Source organism: [Clostridium] symbiosum ATCC 14940, assembly GCF_000466485.1.
Taxonomy (GTDB): domain Bacteria; phylum Bacillota; class Clostridia; order Lachnospirales; family Lachnospiraceae; genus Otoolea; species Otoolea symbiosa.
Map to the genome: position 1 here is coordinate 1 of NZ_KE992823.1, position 22,259 is coordinate 22,259.

At 48.6% G+C, this 22,259-nt stretch carries 17 protein-coding genes, 1 tRNA gene and 1 other RNA gene; 5 read left to right on the forward strand and 14 right to left on the reverse strand.

Features of this window, described 5'->3' with window-relative positions; all coding sequences use genetic code 11:
* Window positions 1-479: 479 nt before the first annotated feature.
* From CLOSYM_RS03295 to ffs, 7 genes are all read right to left on the reverse strand, one after another.
* Window positions 480-1,184, reverse strand: coding sequence for a CvpA family protein (locus CLOSYM_RS03295; protein ID WP_003504885.1), 705 nt, complete (start codon window positions 1,182-1,184; stop codon window positions 480-482).
* A 109-nt stretch (window positions 1,185-1,293) separates the two neighbouring features.
* Window positions 1,294-3,585, reverse strand: a complete 2,292-nt coding sequence (locus CLOSYM_RS03300) for a hypothetical protein (RefSeq protein ID WP_003509964.1) — start codon at window positions 3,583-3,585, stop codon at window positions 1,294-1,296.
* Window positions 3,586-3,632: 47 nt separating this feature from the next.
* Entirely contained in the window at window positions 3,633-4,232 is a 600-nt protein-coding gene (gene recR / locus CLOSYM_RS03305) for a recombination mediator RecR (protein ID WP_003504881.1), read from the reverse strand.
* A gap of 3 nt (window positions 4,233-4,235) precedes the next feature.
* The gene (locus CLOSYM_RS03310; RefSeq protein WP_044902101.1) at window positions 4,236-4,589 is read right to left on the reverse strand and encodes a YbaB/EbfC family nucleoid-associated protein; all 354 of its coding nucleotides are present in this window, start codon (window positions 4,587-4,589) and stop codon (window positions 4,236-4,238) included.
* A 58-nt stretch (window positions 4,590-4,647) separates the two neighbouring features.
* A complete protein-coding gene (gene dnaX / locus CLOSYM_RS03315) occupies window positions 4,648-6,258 on the reverse strand; it encodes a DNA polymerase III subunit gamma/tau (protein ID WP_003504877.1) in 1,611 nt (536 codons plus the stop codon).
* 29 nt (window positions 6,259-6,287) lie between these two features.
* Window positions 6,288-7,367 (reverse strand): 6-phosphofructokinase, encoded by a 1,080-nt coding sequence (locus CLOSYM_RS03320; protein WP_003509972.1) that lies wholly within the window; start codon window positions 7,365-7,367, stop codon window positions 6,288-6,290.
* A gap of 279 nt (window positions 7,368-7,646) precedes the next feature.
* Window positions 7,647-7,909: signal recognition particle sRNA large type (gene ffs / locus CLOSYM_RS22200), an RNA gene on the reverse strand.
* Between the two features lie 461 nt (window positions 7,910-8,370).
* Between ffs and CLOSYM_RS03330 the strand changes: the two genes are divergently transcribed.
* Window positions 8,371-9,402 carry a branched-chain amino acid aminotransferase gene (locus CLOSYM_RS03330; protein WP_289509717.1) on the forward strand — a complete coding sequence of 344 codons (1,032 nt, stop codon included), beginning with the start codon at window positions 8,371-8,373 and terminating at the stop codon, window positions 9,400-9,402.
* Window positions 9,403-9,483: 81 nt separating this feature from the next.
* Here the strand turns inward: CLOSYM_RS03330 and tadA are convergent, their stop codons facing one another.
* Entirely contained in the window at window positions 9,484-9,951 is a 468-nt protein-coding gene (tadA, locus tag CLOSYM_RS03335; protein WP_003509980.1) for a tRNA adenosine(34) deaminase TadA, read from the reverse strand.
* Between the two features lie 161 nt (window positions 9,952-10,112).
* Between tadA and CLOSYM_RS03340 the strand changes: the two genes are divergently transcribed.
* A complete protein-coding gene (locus tag CLOSYM_RS03340; RefSeq protein WP_044902102.1) occupies window positions 10,113-10,805 on the forward strand; it encodes an anaerobic ribonucleoside-triphosphate reductase activating protein in 693 nt (230 codons plus the stop codon).
* 9 nt (window positions 10,806-10,814) lie between these two features.
* Here the strand turns inward: CLOSYM_RS03340 and CLOSYM_RS03345 are convergent, their stop codons facing one another.
* Window positions 10,815-13,229 (reverse strand): DUF6128 domain-containing protein, encoded by a 2,415-nt coding sequence (locus CLOSYM_RS03345; protein WP_021640947.1) that lies wholly within the window; start codon window positions 13,227-13,229, stop codon window positions 10,815-10,817.
* 108 nt (window positions 13,230-13,337) lie between these two features.
* Between CLOSYM_RS03345 and nagB the strand changes: the two genes are divergently transcribed.
* Complete coding sequence (gene nagB, locus CLOSYM_RS03350) at window positions 13,338-14,063, forward strand: glucosamine-6-phosphate deaminase (protein ID WP_003504867.1); 726 nt, start codon at window positions 13,338-13,340, stop codon at window positions 14,061-14,063.
* A gap of 73 nt (window positions 14,064-14,136) precedes the next feature.
* On the opposite strand, the gene CLOSYM_RS03355 is transcribed toward nagB, so the two are convergent.
* From CLOSYM_RS03355 to CLOSYM_RS03370, 4 genes are all read right to left on the reverse strand, one after another.
* Complete coding sequence (locus CLOSYM_RS03355) at window positions 14,137-14,802, reverse strand: HD domain-containing protein (RefSeq protein ID WP_003504865.1); 666 nt, start codon at window positions 14,800-14,802, stop codon at window positions 14,137-14,139.
* A gap of 129 nt (window positions 14,803-14,931) precedes the next feature.
* Complete coding sequence (locus tag CLOSYM_RS03360) at window positions 14,932-15,555, reverse strand: DUF47 domain-containing protein (protein WP_003509987.1); 624 nt, start codon at window positions 15,553-15,555, stop codon at window positions 14,932-14,934.
* Between the two features lie 26 nt (window positions 15,556-15,581).
* Window positions 15,582-16,634 carry an inorganic phosphate transporter gene (locus CLOSYM_RS03365; protein ID WP_003509988.1) on the reverse strand — a complete coding sequence of 351 codons (1,053 nt, stop codon included), beginning with the start codon at window positions 16,632-16,634 and terminating at the stop codon, window positions 15,582-15,584.
* Window positions 16,635-16,866: 232 nt separating this feature from the next.
* Window positions 16,867-17,091, reverse strand: coding sequence for a hypothetical protein (locus CLOSYM_RS03370; protein ID WP_021640950.1), 225 nt, complete (start codon window positions 17,089-17,091; stop codon window positions 16,867-16,869).
* 39 nt (window positions 17,092-17,130) lie between these two features.
* Between CLOSYM_RS03370 and CLOSYM_RS03375 the strand changes: the two genes are divergently transcribed.
* The gene (locus tag CLOSYM_RS03375) at window positions 17,131-17,979 is read left to right on the forward strand and encodes an AraC family transcriptional regulator (protein ID WP_044902103.1); all 849 of its coding nucleotides are present in this window, start codon (window positions 17,131-17,133) and stop codon (window positions 17,977-17,979) included.
* Window positions 17,980-18,340: 361 nt separating this feature from the next.
* A complete protein-coding gene (locus CLOSYM_RS03385; RefSeq protein WP_021640953.1) occupies window positions 18,341-21,976 on the forward strand; it encodes an alpha/beta hydrolase family protein in 3,636 nt (1,211 codons plus the stop codon).
* 126 nt (window positions 21,977-22,102) lie between these two features.
* Here the strand turns inward: CLOSYM_RS03385 and CLOSYM_RS03390 are convergent.
* Window positions 22,103-22,188: transfer RNA gene (locus tag CLOSYM_RS03390), tRNA-Leu, on the reverse strand.
* Window positions 22,189-22,259: the final 71 nt, after the last annotated feature.

Consider the following 22,259-nt stretch of genomic DNA (forward strand, 5'->3'; position numbering starts at 1 on the left):
ACATACTGTTCAGTTTTCAAGGTTCTTTGTTGTTACCTCAGCAGCAACTCTGATAGTATATCATCTTGCCAGCCGTTTGTCAACAACTTTTTTCTATTTTTTCCAACTTTCTTTTTTCAAATTTTTACGCTTCTGTTACCCGGTGTTCATGGATTCATTCCTGAAACTTCCTTGATAATGAAAAGATAATTTGATATTTGAAGTTGTGTTTCAGCGTTTCAATCACGCTGGAATTAAAATATACCACTTGTCCCTCAAAATGTCAAGGGAATTTGTAGCTTTTTTTCGAACAATTTTTTATTTATTTCCCGCACCACCAGATATGCTATTTTTTCAATATATCTTCTATATTTTGTGGTGCGGGTTTTGGAATATAATTTTCCTTATTTTCCCTAATTCCGGATTATTGTATCTTTTGTCGTAATTATTTCTACTTTTTCTAAAATGCAATAAAGCCGCCATCCTGTCACCCCGCCTTGTTACAGGATGGTTTTAACTACGGTCATCACAAAGCTGCCCAACAGATTATGATTATATATATAAGAAAGAAAAGCGCTGCTCTCTATCTGTTGAATCAAAGCCCTTCCGCCGGCAGTTCCTGAGAAGGCGGTTATAAACAGGCAGATGATCCAGAGAAATATGAGTCCTTCAATTCCTCCCAGCAGTCCGCCCGCTATTTTGTTAATCCCGGAAAGGATTGGCAATCTGGCTACCAGATCCAGCCAGACCGTAAGAATGTTAAGCGCAGCGAAGACAACCACGAATAAAACCAGAAACCCTACAATGTTAAGGATACTGTTCGCCAAGTAACTCGCCACGTACTGGGTAAATGTATCTACCCCCAGTACCTTATACACTTCATTATTATTGTTCTCCAGCAGCGCATCCTTTAACTGCTTCGGCAGTTCCAGCCCTTCGATAATTGAACGCTGTCCGGATGGTTCCTCAGAATCGGCATTCTCATCCAGCTTCATCGCATCTTTCATGCTCTGTTCAAATGAACTGTAAATCTTAGTATTGTTTTTCAGAAAATCGGTGACCTGGGGCATTGCAACATGGATTGTTGCAAAAGTGATTATCAAGGCAACTGCCGATACCGCTAATTTGATAAATCCCTTGTAGTGTCCATATAATACCATCCCGATTAAATAAACTGCAACTGCAATCGATAACCAGTTTTCCATTACTACCTCTTTTCCCGGTAAATATCCCGGTATCTTATTGCTTCCAGAAAAAAGACATGGCGCTGCAGTACCAATTCCCCCTGCAGCGCCTGCTATCTCTACATGAACATCAATCAAAGAAATGCTTTTCTTTTAATATCAACAGCCCGTCTTTATCGTATTTGGAAGAGAACATACCTCCAAATGAACGTTTCTCCGCTTTATCTGCCGCTTCTTCTATTAAATCTTCGGCATTTGCTTTCGTCAGAGGCACACCGTCCTCCTCCATCATTTCCGCTCTCTCATAAAGAGCAAGCATGCTCTTTCCGGAAATGCTGCAATCGATCTCAGCAGCATATTTGCACGCGTACTGGGCAAATTCTTCCACATCCATCTCGCTTCCGTCGTCCGGAATACGTTCGATTCTTTCGTCTTCTTCCTCTTCCGGCTCTTCCGGTTCAGCATCAGCCTCATCCTCCGCTTCATACTCGTAACGGCGCTGGTCTTCCATCTCCTGCTGACGTCTTATTAAATCCTCTTCATACTCAGCCTGGCGTCTGGCCTCGTCTGCCTCCAGCTCCGCCTGCTGCTGTGCCGCGTTAACCGCCTCGTATTCCGCCTGGCGCATTGCCTCCTCGGCTTCATATTCCGCCATGCGTCTGGCTTCCTCCTCACGCTCCGCCTGACGTCTCATCTCCTCGTCACGCTGAGCCTGGATCCTCCTGGCATCTTCCGCATCGCGGGCAGCCTGTCGCCTGATCTCTTCTTCGCGTTCCGCAAGTCGTTTTCTGGCAGCCTCCGCCTCGCGTTCCGCCTGTAGTCTTAAAAGCTCTTCCTCACGTGCCCTTTCCGCTTCTGTTTTCATATCCGCAGCGTCCCTGTGGGCGGCGCTGCCTGAGCCTTCGCAGCCAATATACTGGAATTTGCCTGCCAGGGACGGATAGCTGTTGTGCATTCTTTCCATTCTGGCCGGAGTGTCAATCAATACGACAATCATTCCGGTGTTGTCCTGTTCCATCAACTCACTCAGCTCACTGATTGTAATGCGGTCCAGCTCTCCTGCACGCTCTACAATCAGATCTTTTCCGGCAAGTCTTTCCGCAACTGCAAATATGCCTTTTCTGTTCAGATTATCACCGCTGATTTTCGCAACGGGATTCTTTGTCCCAAGCTCACGGTGAATCGTTTTTAGTGAATCAAGAGCCATCTTCAGACCGCTTTCCGGATCTTCCGCTTCAATCATGAGATGATTGCTTACTACCTCTTCCGGCTCCAAATCCCAGTCTTCTACAATCGTCTCCTCCTCTTCCTCAAAACGGTTGATTAAAGGTTTGTCCGACTCATCGGCTGCCGCCGTCTCCGCTGCCGCCAGTTCTTCATCATCTAATCCGCCATGGCTTGTAAGTCTGTATTCTTTAATATCCCTGATATTATCCAGGACTCTGGTTTCACCGGCAGAAGCGCCTTCTTCTTCATCATAAGGCTCCATCCTCGACATCTCTTTTGCCAGTTCTTCCTCTGCTTTTGCCTCATGCAGACTGGAGACCAGATCGTCCTCCAGGAAGTCACTCTCCTCCGGATACATCTGCTCCTCCTCCGGATACATTCCGTCATCCTCCGAATCCATATTGCGGGAGGCTGCCCTGTGACGGTTCTCATCGTGTGCATCCATACGCTCGTCCATATCCAGGCCGTTCATATCTGCTTCTTCCGCATCCTCGGAATCGAAATACTCCTCCTCCTCTTCCGGTTCTCTTCTGAGGGTCCTGCTGTTATACTTCTCTTCCACGGCGCGCAGCTTTTCTTCGTATTTTTCTCTGTTTTCGACTAAATCCATCTGGTACTTGGTCAGAGGAGCAAACTGCAGCTTCAGCTCCATCGCCTTATCCACATACTTTCCAAGGCCGAACATCAGCATGATTCTGTCACACATGTTGACGCACTGCGTTTCCATTCCGGCCTGCTGATAAAGCTCAGCCAGATGATACATCCATTTCTCATCCAGCTCTTCCTGACAGTATTTCTCCAGTGAGTGGATTAACTGCTCAATTGTGGCTCCCTTCGCTTCCAATATAAGAAAACGCAGAAGGTTCTGTCTCGGATCATCTACCGCCAGATCACAGAACTCTCTGTAATATGCCTCTGCCTCCGGCACATTCCCTTCCCTCAGGGCCAAATCCGTGAGCTTAAATAAAAGCCCTTTGCCAATTGGAGCTCGCTCAAAAGCCAGCAGCAGAATATCTTTTGCATCCTGGTACTCCGCATTTCTTTCATAGACCTGGGCAATCGTCGTAAGCAGGCTGGTGCTGCGAACTCTTCTCCAGTCTATTGTATCCGCGATCTTCATCGCTGTTTCATAGTCGCCTTTATTAACCAGCTTTTTAATCTGTTCAACTTTGATGTTAAACTCGTACTTATCCATCTCTTTTGCATCTCCTAACCGCCTGCACCATACAGACGACTTAATCGTTACAGTTCCGTCCGCCCGTCGAGAGCCCTGAGCAGCGTAACCTCGTCAATATATTCCAAATCTCCGCCAACGGGCACTCCACTGGCGATTCTTGTTACCTTAATTCCGGTAGGCTTGATGAGCTTGCTGATATACATAGCTGTTGTCTCACCTTCCAAACTCGAATTTGTCGCTATAATCACTTCTTTAACGTCGTCTTTTTGCAGTCTGGTCATTAATTCCTTCAGCCTGATATCATTCGGCCCAATTCCAAGCATGGGGGAGATAGCTCCATGCAGAACATGATAAACCCCCTCATATTTTCCGGTTTTCTCATAGGCTGCCAAATCTCTGGTATTTTCCACTACCATGATCGTCCCATGATCCCTTCTGTCACTGCTGCATATCGGGCACAGTTCTTTGTCTGTCAATGTAAAGCATTCACTGCAGTACCTGACATTATGCTTGGCGTCCACCATAGCCGAGGACAGGCGCTCCACCTGCTCAGAAGGCATGTTAATGATATGAAATGCCAGCCGCTGTGCCGATTTGCTTCCGATTCCGGGCAGCTTTGACAGCTCTTCTATTAATTTTGTAATCTGATTGCTGTAATAATCCATATATTAGAACGGGAAACCGCCTCCCAGGCCGCCGATTCCGCCTGTCAGTTTAGCCATCGCTGCGCTGCTTTCCTCTTCCACCTGACGGAATGCTTCATTTGTTGCCGCAACGATTAGATCCTGGAGCATCTCAATATCATCGGGATCCACCACTTCCTCAGAGAGCTTAACCGCAACCACTTCCTTTTTGCCGGAAACGGTAACTGCCACCGCACCTCCGCCGGAGGAGGCTGTGTACTGCTTTTCCTCCAGTTCTTTTGTAGTCTCTTCCATCTGGCGCTGCATCCTCTGTGCCTGCTTCATCAAATTATTCATATTGCCAGGCATTCCGCCTGGAAAACCGCCACGTTTTGCCATGGTGTTCATCCTCCTGATTATTTTCATAATTTATTTATAAATTTACTACCTTGTCTTTTTAATCTTCCACTATGATATCGTCGTGAATTACTTTTAAGTCGTCGTCGCTTACATAAAGGGTCGTTGACTTCGCGCCCGTGTCATTCAGGTTCGCCTTGAAATCTATACTTTTACCGTAGTTTTTTTCAACCGCTTCTTTCAATTCCTGCATCACGGCTTCACGGTTGACGATGGAGAAATTGCCGGGATCGTTACATACAATGCAAAGACAGCTGTCGCCTGCCGGCTCCACCTGCGTGTCCCTGAGAGCAGCACGGACCGCCCCTCCCATCTGTCTGGAAATCTTCTGCCATTCGCCGCGGACCAGCATCAGATCCTCGTATTGGGCTTTTGGTAATGTCACGGTCTTAGCCGGATCTTCTTTTACATCCGGCCGCGCTGTTTCCGGGGCTTTGATCTGCCCCGCCTCTCCTCCCTGCGCCGCCATCGCAGCCAGGCCGGAAAATTCTGCCGGTATTTCTTCCATTCTCTTTTCTATCATATTGAGCCGCTGGAGGACAGAATCCAGGTTCTGTTCCATCGACGGTTTCGTCAGCTTGATAAATGCAATCTCTGCCAGAACGCGTTTCTGGCTGGCATAGCGCAGCTGGCCCGACAGCTCCGAAAAAATCCGGATAAACCGCATCAGTGTATCGGAATCCGTCAGTTCCGCTTCTTCTTTAAGAATCGCTATATTCTCAGATGACATATCCAGCATGTCTTCCGCGTCATCCGTTGTCTTCACAACCAGCAGATTTCTCATATACCATACAAAATCATTGACCATCTGCGTCAAATCGCGTCCCTGGATAATCATCTCTTCTATTGTATATATGCAGCCCTTAGTATCCCCGGCCGTTACCGCCCTGAAAAGACTGCTGAACACACTGTTGTCAACGGCCCCCAATACTTCAAGCACATTGTCATAGGTTAGTTTCTCGCCAAAGTGAAATGCGGTACACTGGTCCAGCAGGCTCAGTGCGTCTCGCATGGAACCGTCTGCTGCCTTCGCCACATAGCGCAGCGCCCTCTCCTCCACATCGATCTGCTCGGCCTGGGTCAGCTCGTGCAGGCGGGCGGAAATCGTATCTATCGTGATTCTCTTAAAATCATATCTCTGGCATCTGGAAAGGATCGTGATCGGAATCTTATGCACCTCTGTCGTAGCCAGAATAAATATAACATAGGACGGAGGTTCCTCCAGCGTTTTTAAGAGCGCATTGAAAGCCCCGATGGACAGCATGTGAACCTCGTCGATTATATAAACGCGGTACCGGCCCTCGGTCGGCGGATACTGAACCTGATCGCGGATATCACGGATATTCTCAACGCCGTTATTCGAAGCGGCATCAATCTCAACCACATTGAGAGACGCAGATGAGGCTATCTGACGGCACATGCTGCATTCGCCGCACGGACTTCCGTCAACCGGGCTCTCACAGTTCACCGCTTTGGCGAATATCTTGGCAATACTTGTTTTTCCTGTACCTCTTGTACCGCAGAACAGATATGCATGTCCGATTCGTCCCGACGTTATCTGGTTTTTCAAAGTCTTTACAATGTGATCCTGGCCTTTGACCTCGTCAAATGATACCGGCCGCCACTTCCTGTATAACGCTGTATACGACATGAATATCCTGCTCCTTCTTGTTTCCGTAACTATTCATCTCCAAAACTGATTCCCACAGATTTGGCTTCCTTGATAATATCGCTATTCGGATCAACCGTTTTAAGCTTACCGGCAATCTCTTCCAGCGGCACTTTCGTAATCTGGCTGTCGTTCAGGGCAACCATATAACCGTATTCTTCATTCTTAATCATCTGTGCTGCCGCTGCACCGAGACGCGTGGAAATAACCCGGTCAAACGGACATGGCTCTCCGCCCCTCTGCATGTGTCCCGGAACCGTCACGCGAATCTCCTGGCCGGTCTTTTCCTGAATCTGAGCGCCCAGCGCATAAGCTACCGAGGGGTAGGCCGGGCCGTTTTTCTTCTTTTCTTTCAGTTCTTTTTTGGTAAGGGCCGCGTCCTCCCTTGAAATCGCACCCTCAGCAACGGCCAGAATCGTAAAATTCTTGCCGCTCCTTACTCTTCCTTTGATGGCCTCAACAACAACGTCAATATCATAAGGTATCTCCGGAATAAGGATAATATCGGCGCCTCCTGCTATTCCCGCGTAGAGAGTCAGCCATCCCACCTTATGCCCCATAATTTCAACAATAAATACCCGGCCATGGGAAGCCGCCGTCGTATGAATGCAGTCGATTGCGTTGGTCGCCACGTCCACAGCACTGTGGAAGCCGAATGTCAGCTCACTTCCCCACAGGTCATTATCTATGGTCTTGGGAAGAGAAACAATGTTTAGCCCTTCTTCCCTCAGAAGATTTGCCGTCTTCTGGCTCCCGTTGCCTCCAAGCACTACCAGACATTCTAATTTCAATTTATAATATGTGTGCTTCATGGCAGCCACTTTGTCCAAACCATTCTCGTCAGGAGTTTTCATCAGTTTGAACGGCTGTCTGGATGTGCCGAGAATTGTACCGCCTCTGGTCAGTATCCCTGAAAACTCTGATGGCTTCATAATCCTGTAGTCTGCATACATCAGACCCTTATAACCATCCTCAAAACCTACTATCTCTACGTCGTCATACATTTTGTACAGAGCTTTCGCCACGCCGCGCATTGTCGCGTTCAGGCTTTGGCAGTCTCCGCCGCTGGTCAGCATACCAATTCTTCTCATGGATGACACACCCTTTCTAAGTACTGTATTTTAATCCTGTCACACTTTATGATATCAGGTTACAATATACCCATTTTGTAATTATAATACAATCATGTTCTGCGGGCAAGAAAAAATTCTTTACGATCTTCTTTACTATATTGTGCAGAAAATCAAATTTCTTACTGCCGCGGAGCGTTTTTTATCTGACACCCGAATCCTGTTAAATAAAAAAGATGTATCCAAATCCGGATACACCCTGCTTCTTACATTGAATTACATATGAAACTATTATTAAATCCGCACATCCTGCTTCGAACGTATATCACAAACGTTACCCTTGCAGTTAACTCCGCCCAGGCAGCCTCACGGCACACAAGAGCTTCTGCTTAGTGCTGCTGCATTCCTGCCCTGACACGGTTCACAGATTCCTGTTGCGTAAGACCCAGACTTCAACGCCACTTTCAAGGGGCAGCTCTGCAACATAACGCCCTCGGCAAGGACATCACCCCTGCTGTAGCGGATTGCAGGTACAGGGCACCGCTAACTCCCCGGCTGTGCGGAAACTTTATAACTTGATTATGGCTGATGATAAGTAATCTTCAGCCAGTTAAGTATACATGGATGCCGCCTTTTTGTCAAGCCGGAGATAGCGCATTTGCCTCAATTCAGGGAACAGTTCTGCCATAATGTATTCCGCGAGGTGTTCTCGCTGCTTTTTGAAGCATGATTGTTCCGGCATCTGCGAGATATAACAAAAAAATATGGGAAATATGCTCAGATTTCATTTTATATTCTGCTGAAAAACCTTTATAATAAGGATAAGAAAAAATCCTGCCCCAGCGCTGTCCGTCTTTATCGCTGAACAGAAGCGCCAAAGCTCCCCGCTGCTGCCGCAAGACAAGTAATTTTCAGTTTTTTCGCACATAATCTTGCAACACGGACCGGATGTTATTATAATAGGGGCAATACATCATTTACCACTGTAACACGTTAACAGCAGAACTATAAACAAGAATGGAGTATCGCTATGGAAAAGAAAAATATTGATTGGGCAAATATCGGCTTTGGTTATATGCAGACCGATTACCGCTTTGTTTCACAGTACAAAAACGGTGCATGGGACGAAGGCGCACTGACTACGGATGCAAATATTGTATTGAATGAATGTGCCGGCGTGCTTCAGTATGCGCAGACATGCTTTGAAGGTTTAAAAGCTTATACAACCGAAGACGGACATATCGTAACTTTCCGTCCCGACTTAAACGGTGAGCGCATGGAAAATTCCGCCAGAGGTCTTGAGATGCCGGCATTTCCGAAGGAGCGCTTTGTCGAAGCCGTTGCCAAAGTGGTAGAGGCCAACGCCGCTTATGTGCCCCCTTACGGCTCAGGTGCCAGCCTTTATATCCGCCCCTATATGTTTGGTTTTGACTCCGTTATCGGAGTTAAGCCGGCCAGTGAATACCAGTTCCGTATTTTTACTACTCCGGTAGGCCCATATTTCAAGGGCGGCGCCAAACCGATCACCATCCGTGTCAGTGACTTTGACCGGGCTGCTCCACATGGAACAGGTCATATCAAAGCCGGGCTGAACTATGCCATGAGCCTTCATGCGATTGTCGATGCTCACAAAAAGGGATTTGACGAGAACGTTTACCTGGATCCGCAGACTAGAACGAAAATTGAGGAAACAGGCGGCGCCAACCTGATCTTTGTCACAAAAGACAATAAACTGGTCACACCAAAATCCTCCAGCATTCTCCCATCCATCACACGCCGCTCTATCCTCCACGTTGCCAGTGAATATCTGGGTATGGAGACTGAGGAGAGGGAAGTGTTCCTGGATGAAGTTAAAGACTTTGCCGAGTGCGGCCTCTGCGGAACGGCAGCCGTAATCTCACCGGTCGGAAAGATTGTAGATCACGGTAAAGAGATCTGCTTCCCAAGCGGAATGGAGCAGATGGGTCCGGCCACCCAGAAGATTTACGACACGCTGACCGGCATCCAGATGGGTAAAATCAAAGCGCCTGAAGGATGGATCAAGGTTATTAAATAATAAATACATGACAAGGCCCGGGACTTTTATCCCGGGCCTTAACTGCATACCTGCCTCCGGACGGCATTTCGGATTTTCAAATTAATGTTCTTTGGCCTTCTTCCTCAATTCCCTGAAAAACTCCTTCAGCATCCCGGAACATTCCTCGCCTAAAATCCCGATCTCCGTCTCCACCTGATGATTAAATCCCTTCTCATCCAGCAGATTCATAACAGAACCGGCACAGCCGGCCTTTGGGTTCATCGAGCCAATCAGAACTTTGGGAATGCGTGCCTGTACAATGGCCCCGGCGCACATGGGACACGGCTCCAGAGTGATATACATCGTACAGCCCTCCAGCCTCCAGTCTCCCATTTTTTTACATGCCTTTTTTATCGCATTTATTTCAGCGTGTGACAGAACATTCTTGTCTGCGATTCTCCTGTTATACCCTCTCCCGATTATTTTCCCCTCAAAGACAATAACACATCCTATCGGCACTTCCCCCAGCGCATACGCTTTTTTCGCTTCACGGATTGCCGCTCTCATATATTTTTCATCATCGGTCATTTTCATTATTCTGCTCCATCTGACTTTTATATTTCTGTTTACCCTTATACAAGTATACAAATCAACTCCCGCTTTGGCAAGTTGCACCTGCGCGAATTTCGTACTATAATATTCTCTATATGTTACTGTTTTGCCTTCAGCCCATGAAAGGACTCAAACTTATGATTATATCCGGACTTTTGAAAACCACTCTGTTAGATTATCCTCAGCATGTTGCCGCTACCATTTTCCTGGGCGGATGCAATTTCCGCTGTCCCTTCTGTCATAACAGTGTTCTGCTGGAGGGGACGGACGGACTGTTCTCAAAAGAGGAGGTTCTGACATTCCTGAAAAAAAGAGCCGGTATCCTGGAGGGGGTCTGCATCACGGGAGGCGAACCGACCCTGCACCGCGATCTGGAACCTTTTATCAGGGAAATCCGCAGTCTCGGTCTTCTGGTTAAACTGGATACCAACGGATACCGGCCGGATGTATTAAAGGATCTATGCAATAAAAATCTGCTGGATTATGTGGCAATGGATATTAAGTCAGGCCGGACCGGGTACGCCAAAGCAGCCGGCGTCCCGGGTCTCGACCTGTCACATATAGAAGAGAGTGTTGATTTCCTGATGAAAAATACGGTTCCCTGTGAATTCCGCACAACGGTCGTGAGGGAACTTCACAGGGAAGACGATTTTCGTGAGATTGGCTCATGGCTCGCAGGAGCTTCCGCCTATTTTCTTCAAAGCTATAAGGATTCTGAAAATGTCCTCGTCCCGGGATTTTCATCCTATAGCAAGGAGGAACTTCTGCATTTTCGTGACGTTCTTGTTCCGTTGGTTCCCTCTGCAGCGCTCAGGGGTGTAGACTATTGACGCCTGCATCTAATCGCCTATCTTCACATCGGTGTACCAATATCCAAAACGGCTGTCTCTGGGCGGCTGTTTTTTCGCCAGCACAAAGTTAGAAAAACCGAACATGGACGCCATATACTTTTCATTGCTCAGGTAATGCCCCGGAACTCCCAGCAGATATCTGGCTTTTCCCTCCGGGTTATTCAGTCTTGCAAGAATGAGATAGCGGTAATTATAATAGCCGTGCAGCAGAAAGCTGTTGCTGCCATATACCCATTCTTCACGCGGAAGCAGGCCGATATCCTGCGGTTTGATTGTCAGCACTTCACAGCCGTCCGCATAATCAAATGCAAGAATTTTCGGATATTTCTTTCTCATCATTTCCCAAACTTCCTGCTCATCACATATGTCACTCAAGTCTTTAAAAGGTGCGGTCACGCCAGACGGCGGACTCGTCTCACACATGTCGGCCTGAGTTTCCTTTCTATCATCCGTCCGCTCTTCCTGAGCCGGCCCCAGAGATTCGGGTTTTAAAGTCTCATTCCGAAGCGCTCCCGACTGCATTCCTCTCCGGGGTGTACCGTACCGCTGTGAAACTCCGCCTCCCCTATCCTGTGACATCTTCATCTGAGCTGCCTGCATTTGAGGCTGCTGCACCTGGCTCTGATTCATCGGGTTTTGCTGCTGCATCTGCCCCGGCTGGGTCTGGCTCTGGCGGGTCTGGTTTTGCTGGATCTGGTTTTGCTGGGTCTGGCTCTGCTGAGTCTGGCTCTGCTGAGTTTGGCTCTGCTGGCTCCGGCTCTGCTGCATCTGACCCTGGCGAAGCTGGTTTTGCCTCATCTGGGCCGACTGCATCTGCCCCCGCAGCATCTGCTGCATTGCCTGCATCTGCTCTTGCCTGATCTGCGGCTGGACAGCCTGCCCCTGGGACGGCTGCATCTGACTCTGCCTTATCTGCCCCGGCTGCATCTGGTTCTGTGCCCTCTGCGTTGTCGGCATCTGACCCTGACGCAGCTGCTCCGGCTGCTGACGGCCGGAAGATTCCTGCAGCATCATCCCTGACGAATGCACCGCCGGTCCACTCATTCCGGGCGCCGCATTATTAGGCTGAAATTCCGGCTGTCTATTGGTCTTCGCCAGGCCGGGCGCTATGTATTCCACCTCAGATGTTACGGTAGAATCCAGCCCCTGAATTGCTTCATCCTCGCCGGCATCTTCCTGCTGCGGCAGAGCCGTCTCCGCTTTTGGTATTTCCATTTCCTGTAAAGGTTCTTCCGTCACAGGATCGCTGCCATTTACAGGTTCAGGTTCGGGCATCCTCCAGACGGGCATTCTCCTTTTTACAGTTTCCACTGCAGACTGCCTTATTGGCAGTGTTTCCTGAGCTGCCGATTGCGCAAATATCCCGGTTCCGCCTTCCGTCTTATCTGCTTCCTGTATGTCGGCCCCCCTTATAATTTCCGCTGCCGGCTTCAATTCTTCCGGCTCCGCTTCAGGCAAATCAGCTTCCGATGAATTGACTTCTGTTGAGTTAACTTCTGTTGAGTTAACTTCTGATGAGCTAACTTCCGATGAACTAAATTCTGCCGGATTGACTTCCGGTGCCATTACCCCGTCTCTGTTTGTCTCATCCGCGTTTACTTCTTCCTTCTTCACCGCTTCTGCATCTGCTGCGTCCGGAAGCGCCGGATCCCTCCATACTTTTTCGTCCGGAACCGCCGCCTCATTCTGCCGTATCTGCGAAACGATTTTCTCTCTCAGTCCTGATGTAAAAGCCCTGCCCTCCGCCGTCTGCGCCGTATTGCGTGATACCTTGGGAATCTCGGAGCTCAGATGTACAATCTTTCCCTGTTCCGCATCGTATACCCTGCTGCCGGTTTCAGCCTGTTTCCGGTCTGTTGCCTCACAGACGCTCTCCTCCTGCAATACCGCTTCCTTTTCAACCTGCTCTTCTATCTCCCTGGAAATAGGCAGAAGTTCCTGTTCCTTTTCCTCCGTCTGCAAAGCGCTCTGTACTTTTGCAGTATTGTCATGTTTCATCGCAACTTTTTCCGATGTTACATCGGCCAGCTCCACTTCGGCCGCATGCGCTACCGCATCTTCCCAGATAGTCGTGTAGGATCTCCATGCGCTTTCCACATCGTGAACGCTCAGCCCATAAAATTCTTCCAGACTGTGCCCCGAATTTTCCACATCCGCCGAATTAACCATCGTTCTGAATTCCCCGGCGCCGTTCCTGGCAAACAAAGTACCTATTTTCACTTCATCCTGCCCTGAGAGCAGGTATACTCCTACCGGATTCCCTCCGACAAATATCTTTTTGACATTTACCGTAATTCTGCACTGGCTTCCTCTTGTTTCCAGTTTTGCAAATCCGATGTTCTTTCCGCGTATCCCTCCTTCGTATGTATAGATATATGAAATTAGTCTCTGATAGTTAGACATGCTATCACTCCTTTGCTATCTATTTTATGCTGTTATGCATTGAAACTATGACTCAAAAATGGTATTCTTAACTTGAAAGAGCTATAAAATTGTATGGAGGGTAATTGAATGAGAGTTTACAAAGTAAAAAATTATGACGAAATGAGCAGAAAGGCCGCAAATCTGATTGCTGCCCAGATCATCACAAAACCGGATTCCGTTCTCGGTCTGGCTACCGGTTCCACCCCCGTCGGCACTTACAAATATCTTGTTGAAAAATACAACAACGGAGATTTGGATTTTTCTGAGGTTAAAACGGCAAATCTCGATGAATACAAGGGACTTACAAGGGAAAGCGAGCAGAGCTACTACTATTTTATGTACAGTAACCTTTTTCAGCACGTAAATATTAATATGGACAATACGAACATTCCAAATGGCATGGCTGATGATGCCGATGCGGAGTGCCGCCGCTATGAAGATGTGATCCGTTCTCTGGGCGGCGTAGACCTCCAGGTACTCGGTCTTGGTCATGACGGTCATATTGGTTTTAATGAGCCTGCCGATATATTTGAAGGCCCGACCCACTGTGTGGATTTGACGGAGATGACAATTGAAGCAAATAAACGGTTCTTTGCATCGGCTGACGATGTTCCGCGCCAGGCTTTTACGATGGGTATCGGTACGATTATGAGAAGCAGAAAGATTATTTTTGCAGTCAGCGGCAAAGATAAAGCGGCAATTTTAAAGAAAGCGCTTTATGGCCCTGTTACACCGGAGGTTCCGGCTTCTATCCTCCAGTTCCATCCGGATGTAATTGTTATAGCAGACGAAGAAGCGCTTTCCGAATGCTGATTCGAAACGTAATTTTATTATGAGATCAAATAAGACGTCAGATTCCGGTTTCACAGCCGGTTCCTGGCGTCTTTTAACAAATTTTATTACCATTCGCGTTTAGTTTGAAGGTTGTGCCCAGCACAGATGCGGCTCTTCTGCACATCAGCATCCTCTGAAGAAATATTTCGAAGTAATCCATCATGGAGCAGATGTTTTCATCAAGCTGAAGATCCAGTTTGATCACCTTTTTCTCTTTCTGAATATCGAGTGAAGAAGATACTACCGCATAGTTCACACGGTCATGTTTATCGAATGCCGCCTTATTTTGGTTTCTGACCCTGTCTCTGCGGACATCCGTCTTGTCAGCCAGAATCAATGCGGCTGAGACTGTATCCACGGCTCCGCCCGATTTCTCGTCATGCATGCCAATGGCATTGATAATTACTGCGATGTCTTCATAATCCATTTTCATGTCCCGCAGTATCTGATGGGCCATTAAAGCTCCCGAATGCGGGTGATCCAAACGGTTCACACAATTTCCGATATCATGCATGTAGCCTGCTATTTTTGCCAGTTCGACGGTATGGCCGCCGTATCCCAGGCACTCCAGAATTTTCCCGGCCATCGAAGAGACCTTAACTGCATGTTCTGCGGAATGATCCGTATAACCCAGCACCCCCAGCGTGCTGTTGCCTTTGTAAATATATGCATTAACCTCTTTTGATTTCTTAATGTCTTTAAATGTTACTTGTTCCAACTGCTTCCTCCTTGTTCTTATTTCCGCTTTTGCGGTACGTCACCTATCTTATCAGGAGAAGAAACAGTCTGATATCACGGATATGGGAAATTTACGTCATGAATATGTAAAATCCCGTTTTGCGGAGCGTCATGTATTTTTCATTATTGCCATCTCTACAGAATCGGCCACATGCTCGCAGCAGTCACAGCACTCTTCCAGACAATTGTAGATTGTTGTCCAGACAAGGATTTGCACCGCATCATTTTCTTCCGTGTACAGACGGTGGACTGCCCTCGTATAAAGCTGATCTCCTTCCTCTTCCAGACGGTTCAGAGTAATGATTTTCTCTTTCAGGGTCGGAGATCGCCGGAAATTACGGAAATCCTCCAGCATTTCTTTCATTGCGGCGCAGCACTTCCGAATCAGCGCGGCAAACTCCAATGCTTCGGGCCGCAGGGATCTGATATTATACATATAAAGATTTGTCAGAACCTCATCCAGCACGTCCGTCACATCATCGATAATATTGGTCAGCGCCATGATATCTTCCCTCTCGATCGGAGGAAGAAATTCCTTCATCAGCTTCTCCATCAGGCTGTGTTTGCCCAGATCACCACGATGCTCCACCTCATGAATATCCTGAATTTTTTCAGGCAGGTTTACATAATCATATTCATTCATGTTCTCCCATAACAGCTCTGCCGCCTCACAGGAACACTTTACATTATCGACAAGCATTGTAAAATAGTCATTTCCTTTTTTCTGTGCCATTGCCGCACTCCTTTCAAATCCTTATATTAAAATACCCATATAAACAACTTTGCAGTCAAAAATCCGATTACACCGCACCCGGGAAAGGTCAGCACCCAGGTCAGCACCATTTCCTTCACCACGCCCCAGTTCACAGAGGAGACGCGTCTGGCCGCCCCGACGCCCATGATGGCCGTTGTCTTTGTGTGCGTCGTGGAAACCGGAATTCCCGTCAGAGAAGACAAAAGCAGGCATCCGGCGCCGGCCAGATCTGCAGAAAAGCCCTGGTAGCGTTCCAGCTTCACCATATCCATTCCCACTGCCTTGATGATCCGGTATCCGCCAATCGAAGTTCCCAGTCCCATCACGGCGGAGCAGAGTATCATCAGCCAAACCGGAATACTGAACTCTCCGACGGCCGCATTTCCCTTTGCCAGAAAAATTCCCAGCATGAAAACTCCCATAAATTTCTGGCCGTCCTGGGCTCCGTGCATGAAGGCCATGGCCGCGCCCCCGGCAATCTGTGCTTTATTAAAAACTCCCCGTGTCTTTCCGCGATCCATGCCCCTGCACAGATACTGTACCGTCTTGGCCGTCAGCCAGCCCATGACAAATCCCAGAACCGTAGACAGAAGCAGACCATAGATTACCTTAATCCACTCCGACGCGTTGATTCCATCCATGCCTCCGTGAAGCGCAATAGCTGCTCCCGACACACCTGCAATAAGGGCATGGCTTTCACTCGTGGGAATACCGAACCACCAGGCAGCCGTCGCCCAAACCACAATAGCAAGGAGAGCGGCGCACAGCGCGATTAGGGACTCGTGCGGATCACCTCCGAAATCCACCATGTTGTATATTGTCGAGGCCACCCCGGCATTGAATATTGTCATAACGAGAACACCCAGGAAGTTGAAAACCGCTGCCATTATGATTGCAGCTCTGGGATGAATCGCCTGTGTGGACACACAGGTTGCGATCGCGTTGGGGGCATCGGTCCATCCGTTGACCAAAATGACCCCAAGTGTCAGAATCACGGTAACGGCCAGCATAGGATTTACCGTAATTTGCGAAAGAAAATCCGCTAATGAAATTGTCATAGTTATCCTCACTTTTACGTGTATTAACAAGTATTGTTCCATGCTTTGCCAGTTAATTATAATAGTTTTACGCCGTACGTACAGTATTTATGGCAATTCTTTACTCTTTCTTTACAGGTCCCGAAAGATGGGATACGGTTTGATTTCCTCCGGGAAACGGTTCACCGCCATCAATAAAGGCACGCCTTTCGGCGTGCCACAGAGCGGTTCGGTTTTCACTTATCCATCAAGCTTAATCGGTATTTACCGGAGGGCTCACATAATCCGGCAGAGGGCAAGTATATCTGCCGCCGTTTCGTCTGGTTACCTCGTCCTTTGCGGCAGCAATAACATCCGGCCTCTCCCTGGTCCGGACCGCCGCCAGCGCCATTACCTTGGCCGCTGTAAGGAGTCCTTTATGGGCGATGGAACTGCAGGACTGTGCAGTCATCTGCCATGTGTGGCCGACATTGCCCACACAGCTGGTTGCCACGCCGAGTTTAATAAGGAGTATTCTATGAAAAGCAAGCGTGCACTTGACATTTCCGCACTTCCTCCAATTGAAAATCTAAAAATCGGTTCTTTCGGCTACCGGTGCCCTGAACCGCTGTTCAAATATGGGCCGGTTATCCATAAAGGGTATTATCTGTGTTATATCCTGGAGGGGAAGGGCTGTTTTCAATACGGCAGCCATTATTATTCTTTATCAAAGGGACAGGGCTTCTTAATCGAACCGGATGTCATCATCTCGTGTCAGGCGGAAAAAATCTCGCCTTGGGAATATGCCTGGCTGGAACTGCGGGGGCCTATGGTCCGTCAGCTCCTGTATTCCATGAAGCTGTCGTCTGCAAACCCTGTATTCCATTGTAAGCAGAACTCGCATTTGAAATATTACACCCAGGAAATTATGACGGTTCAGGAGCAGCGCCTCGCCGCTTCAAGTGACGTCATACGGTTAAACGGCCTTTATCTGCTTCTGCTCTCTGAAATAATACGGCAGACTGCTTATGCAGAATTCAGCAGTCAGGAGCAAAAGTATCTCAGGCAGGCGGTTACATACATCGAGGATAATTTCAGTAAAAATATTAAAGTAAATGATATATCACATTTTGTATACATTGACAGAAGCTATCTGTTTTCCATTTTTAAAAAATATTTATTTCAAAGCCCGCAGCAATATTTAACCTCCTGCCGCATCGACAAAGCTGTTGAACTTCTCCGCACCACCTCGCTTTCTGTGGAAGAAATCTGCCATGCCTGCGGTTATCAGGATGTCGGCGCATTCTCAAAGCTTTTTAAGAAAAAGCTCGGCATAACCCCCGCCGCGCTGCGAAAACACCTTATCTCCGGCATGCCTCCCTCTTAATCAGATATCATAATTGATATGAGGCGTGCCGGTTTGTCTTTCCTGAAACGGACCAATATATGTTCTTCATCTCTCCCCAATAAAGCTGTCAATAACGGCATATCGCCATTAAATTCATGAAATTTATAGATAATTGGATGAATTTTATACATTGGAATTGAATTTTTACAAATGTTATACTTTTTGTATAGTTCAAGTCTTTTTTTCTGCGAAAATATAGTAAATATATCCATAAGTAAAATCGGATCTGCCCGGAAATGGGGGGTTGTTGCCCTTCAAGTCAGATTAGAGTGAGCGTGAGAAGGAGGAAATCAAATATAAAAAACTAAAAATCAAGGTATGTGAAAGGAGAAGGGTAACTATGCGTAAATGTTCGGGGAAAATTCTGGCTGCAGTTCTGACAGGATTTGCGCTTGCCTCAGCGGTGAGCGCCGGTACGCTGGCAGCACAGGAGGGAAATCGGCCTGCTATGGGAGATGTAAGGCGTATTCAGGCTTACACGGATGAAACCGTCTACGGTACCGGACTGGTGAAGGTGGAAGTAACCTATAATAACGGTGTCAGTCTGACGGGGATTAATGCGGACAGTTATATTCTGGAAGACCGGGGAACGCTGTCACCCGATTATGGTAAGGTTAAAATTGCCAAAGCCGTTGTGGACGGTCAGGTTGTCACCCTGACCATGGACAAAGGCACCGCAGCTGCCGAAAATAATGCTCTCATCTATACCGGCGAAAGCGCGCAGGGATCACGCGTGAGGAACGCTTTTGGCGTTTACTGCACCGGCGCCTGGTACCGGGATGAAAACGGCGCGATTCATTTCGGCAGCGGCGACGCGGATAAAGGGTACCTGGCAAATACGACGGGAATGGGGTACCAGGCCAGGGCCTGTCTGGAGCTGAAACTGCGCCATGCGTGGGAGGAGCCTTCCGCTGCCGTCTGCCTGGCCGGCGAGGCCGACGGCAGATACAAGGACGGCGGGCCATGGGCAAGGACGATTGACCTGCAATTCGGAGAAAACGGGTTCCGTTCCTTTGAGCAGGCCGGAATCCGCGTAAGCAGCACAGCAGGAAGAGCGTCCGACGGTACCGGTGATGATTATGTCCGCGGTTATTTCTATGTTCCGGAACATTACGATCCCGCGGCAGGCATTGTATTTACGCTTCAGGGACAGGGTATCTCCTACTGGAAGCTGGCGGACGGATGTGATAACGACGGCACCGGCATTATGTACGACTCCGCCACCACTTCCTGGATTGACAAAGGCGCCATCGTGGTCAACATCCATGACCGCTCCAGCGCCGGTCCCGGAAAATATTATGACATTTATGATTTTGTAGCTGACGACGTCAATGTGATGAAATATTTTATCGATGCATACGGAGTCACCGGAAATGTTGTTCTTCAGGGGAATTCGCGGGGAACCATGGCCTCTGCCCTCATTATCAAGGCGCTGGCCGGACAACCCTATCATCCCCAGAATCAGAAAAACGGAAATAATGTACAGGAAACTTATGGGCTGCCTGCCGGCGCTTACAATTTTACTATTGATTCGTATATCTGTCAGAACGGCACCTTTGGCTATGGCTATGACGACGCCGACTGGGCAGCCGTAGCAGAGACCGGCTTAAAAGTATGGGCTTTTGACGGAGAACAGGACACGGATAATATCGGCAGCATCGCGAAATACAAAGCCCTCATGACTTCTTTGAAAGGCGCCGACTGGGCCGCTGAGAACGTACGCCTTACCGGCTATCCTTCCGAGTTATATGCCTACTGGGGCGAGAGCGATCATTCCACTACACGGCTTAACGCTTGGTATTTCAGTGACTCCGCATTTTATGGACCTGATTTGCGGATTGATCCGGCTACAGGAAAACTCACCTGGCATACTAAGCTGAACGACGGTGCGTCTTATGAACTGAAGTGCCGCGGTAAAGCCTCAGGAAGCAGCAAAGAAGGCTACCGCTATACCATATACGATGATCTTTATCAGGAGTGGGCGCTCAAAGGAGCACCCGTTCAGGAGACAACGGCAGTACCCACCGTTTATTCAGCGGCAGTTACTGATTTTGACAGTATAACGGACCTTAAGAAGGATTTCTCCCAGGCCGCCCAGCTGCCGTTAACCGGGTGCTTCATGAAGAATATTGACGTAAACGGCAACGGAATTGCGGACGACGCCCGCACTGCCGGTGTGTATATCGCGCCAGAGGCATCCATACGTTCCTATTTTACCGTAGTTGCCGTGCCCGACGGCGTGAATACCTGGGATTTTTTAAAGAAAGAGGGCTGGCTTGATCTGGCGGATCAAAAGGGTGAAGGGCTGTTTATTCTGGAGCCAGGCGCCGGCGGCTGGAGCAGTCCCGCTGAAGAGACGGGTTATCTGAAAGCGGCAGCCGCTTTTCTGACCGGCGGTAACAATATTCACAGCCAGAATGTATTTTCCACTTTTGGCGAATTTTATCTGGCCGGTTACGGGAAAGGGGCAGCTGCCCTGGAGTACTGGGCAGCTGCAAATCCCACCTTGGTTATCAGCCAGGTATATTTAAACGGAGAGAGCAGCGGCAGCAGTGCGCTGATGGCCGTAGCAGGAACCGAATATGACGGTAAAAGCGCCAACGGCGACATGACGGATGTGCTGGACGAAACATTGAAGCAGACAGGACTTGGAGGCGGGCGCAGAATCGCGCCAAAGGATGTGCCGGTTCCCACCTATCTGGCCGGTTATACCGGCAGTGAAAGCTATTGGCAAGAGGCTAACGACTGTCTCTCTGCCCCGGTAAACGGCGTATACTATCAGGATATCAGCTCCGACGCTTATCAGACAGAGTATGCAAATAAAAAGCAGAAGGATGCCGGAGCCGTCTACGGAATCTCCAAAGTAAAGGTATCGGGGTCTTCCGCCCTGAGAGCAGATGAAATTTATGCCTTCCTGTCCGAATACACACGCTACGATACCACTTTTGCATATTCGAATGCAATTGCACAGCGTCTGGATTACACTTCCGCCCGGGTTGCCGCCCAGCGGGACGCAAAGGACGGACAGCCTAAGCAGACCTTAAGCAACGGCACACAGATTTGGGCCGTCGAGGACGCGGTCATCAGGGGCCACGGCACTGTTCAGGTGGGCGTGATTGCCTTTAGCGACAACAGCGGCGACGGAAAATGGGATCCCAGGGAATATTTGTTATATATCCCGGAGGGATTTGAAGGGAAAAAACTTCCTGTTTTAGTGGTCTACCCAGGCAATACGCAGACCGACTCGATTTTTATGGATTCCACTTTGTGGTGGCAGACCGCCGAAGAGGAAGGCATTGCCCTGGCTTTCGTCTGTGAGACCTATAACGCCAGCCCCTCCAGCGTGTCACATGCGGATTCCGATTTGTTTTACCACTCTCTCATCACTCTGCTGAAGGAGAAAATCGACGGAAAATATGCAGATTTAGACTTCAGCCGTATCTATGGAACAGGCCAGTCCGCCGGCTCAAACGCAACACAGGGCTTTGCCATCACAAACCCAGAATTCTTTGCCGCCGTCGGTTCCACCTCAGCGGCCCCTGTTCCGGAAAATGCGGCAAATAAACCGATCCCTACGATGATGATAACAGGACAGATGGATGTCTCCGACCTGGCAAAGGGATTCGGTTCGGAAAGCCTGCGGGGCTGGGCCGAATATATGCTGGGAGTAAACGGTTTTGGCAGCGCCTTTGCGCCCGGTATGGAGACCGAAGTCGTAACGGTAGACTCACGCCATCCGGCCCTATACCGGTGGAGCAGAAATATTGAAGGGACAGACATACCCCTCGTCCAGTGGGCACAGTGTCTGCTGCGTCCTCACAACTGCTATCCCTCAGACATTCCCATCCTGTGGGACTTTGTTAAGCATTTCAGCTTTACTGCGGATTCCAACTGCACGATTACCCGGTATTACAGTGAATCGGCATTTGAGAAGGATGACGCAATCGTCATCAGCGTGACGGCCGCAGACAGCTAAGGCAGAGCGGTTTTTATTTAACAGGAGAACTTTCCTGTTAAACGATAACCTGCACGCTCCGCGCACAGGTCACCGCCCTCAATAAAAAAGACTCACATACTTTTTAAAGAATGTGAGTCTTTTAACTGCCGGCGACCGGAATCGAACCGGTACGAAGTTTAACCCTCGCAGGATTTTAAGTCCTGTGCGTCTGCCAGTTCCGCCACGCCGGCATTCATGATTGCTCATGACTGGCAATATTCAATTACCAATGGATGGAGGTGGATTCGAACCACCGAAGCGT

Coding starts and splice junctions, on each gene's coding strand:
- CLOSYM_RS03295 (WP_003504885.1), bottom strand. CDS start 1,184: ATGGAAAACTGGTTATCGATTGCAGTTGCAGTTTATTTAATCGGGATG.
- CLOSYM_RS03300 (WP_003509964.1), bottom strand. CDS start 3,585: ATGGATAAGTACGAGTTTAACATCAAAGTTGAACAGATTAAAAAGCTG.
- recR (WP_003504881.1), bottom strand. CDS start 4,232: ATGGATTATTACAGCAATCAGATTACAAAATTAATAGAAGAGCTGTCA.
- CLOSYM_RS03310 (WP_044902101.1), bottom strand. CDS start 4,589: ATGGCAAAACGTGGCGGTTTTCCAGGCGGAATGCCTGGCAATATGAAT.
- dnaX (WP_003504877.1), bottom strand. CDS start 6,258: ATGTCGTATACAGCGTTATACAGGAAGTGGCGGCCGGTATCATTTGAC.
- CLOSYM_RS03320 (WP_003509972.1), bottom strand. CDS start 7,367: ATGAGAAGAATTGGTATGCTGACCAGCGGCGGAGACTGCCAAAGCCTG.
- tadA (WP_003509980.1), bottom strand. CDS start 9,951: ATGACCGATGATGAAAAATATATGAGAGCGGCAATCCGTGAAGCGAAA.
- CLOSYM_RS03340 (WP_044902102.1), top strand. CDS start 10,113: ATGATTATATCCGGACTTTTGAAAACCACTCTGTTAGATTATCCTCAG.
- CLOSYM_RS03345 (WP_021640947.1), bottom strand. CDS start 13,229: ATGTCTAACTATCAGAGACTAATTTCATATATCTATACATACGAAGGA.
- nagB (WP_003504867.1), top strand. CDS start 13,338: ATGAGAGTTTACAAAGTAAAAAATTATGACGAAATGAGCAGAAAGGCC.
- CLOSYM_RS03360 (WP_003509987.1), bottom strand. CDS start 15,555: ATGGCACAGAAAAAAGGAAATGACTATTTTACAATGCTTGTCGATAAT.
- CLOSYM_RS03365 (WP_003509988.1), bottom strand. CDS start 16,634: ATGACAATTTCATTAGCGGATTTTCTTTCGCAAATTACGGTAAATCCT.
- CLOSYM_RS03375 (WP_044902103.1), top strand. CDS start 17,131: ATGAAAAGCAAGCGTGCACTTGACATTTCCGCACTTCCTCCAATTGAA.
- CLOSYM_RS03385 (WP_021640953.1), top strand. CDS start 18,341: ATGCGTAAATGTTCGGGGAAAATTCTGGCTGCAGTTCTGACAGGATTT.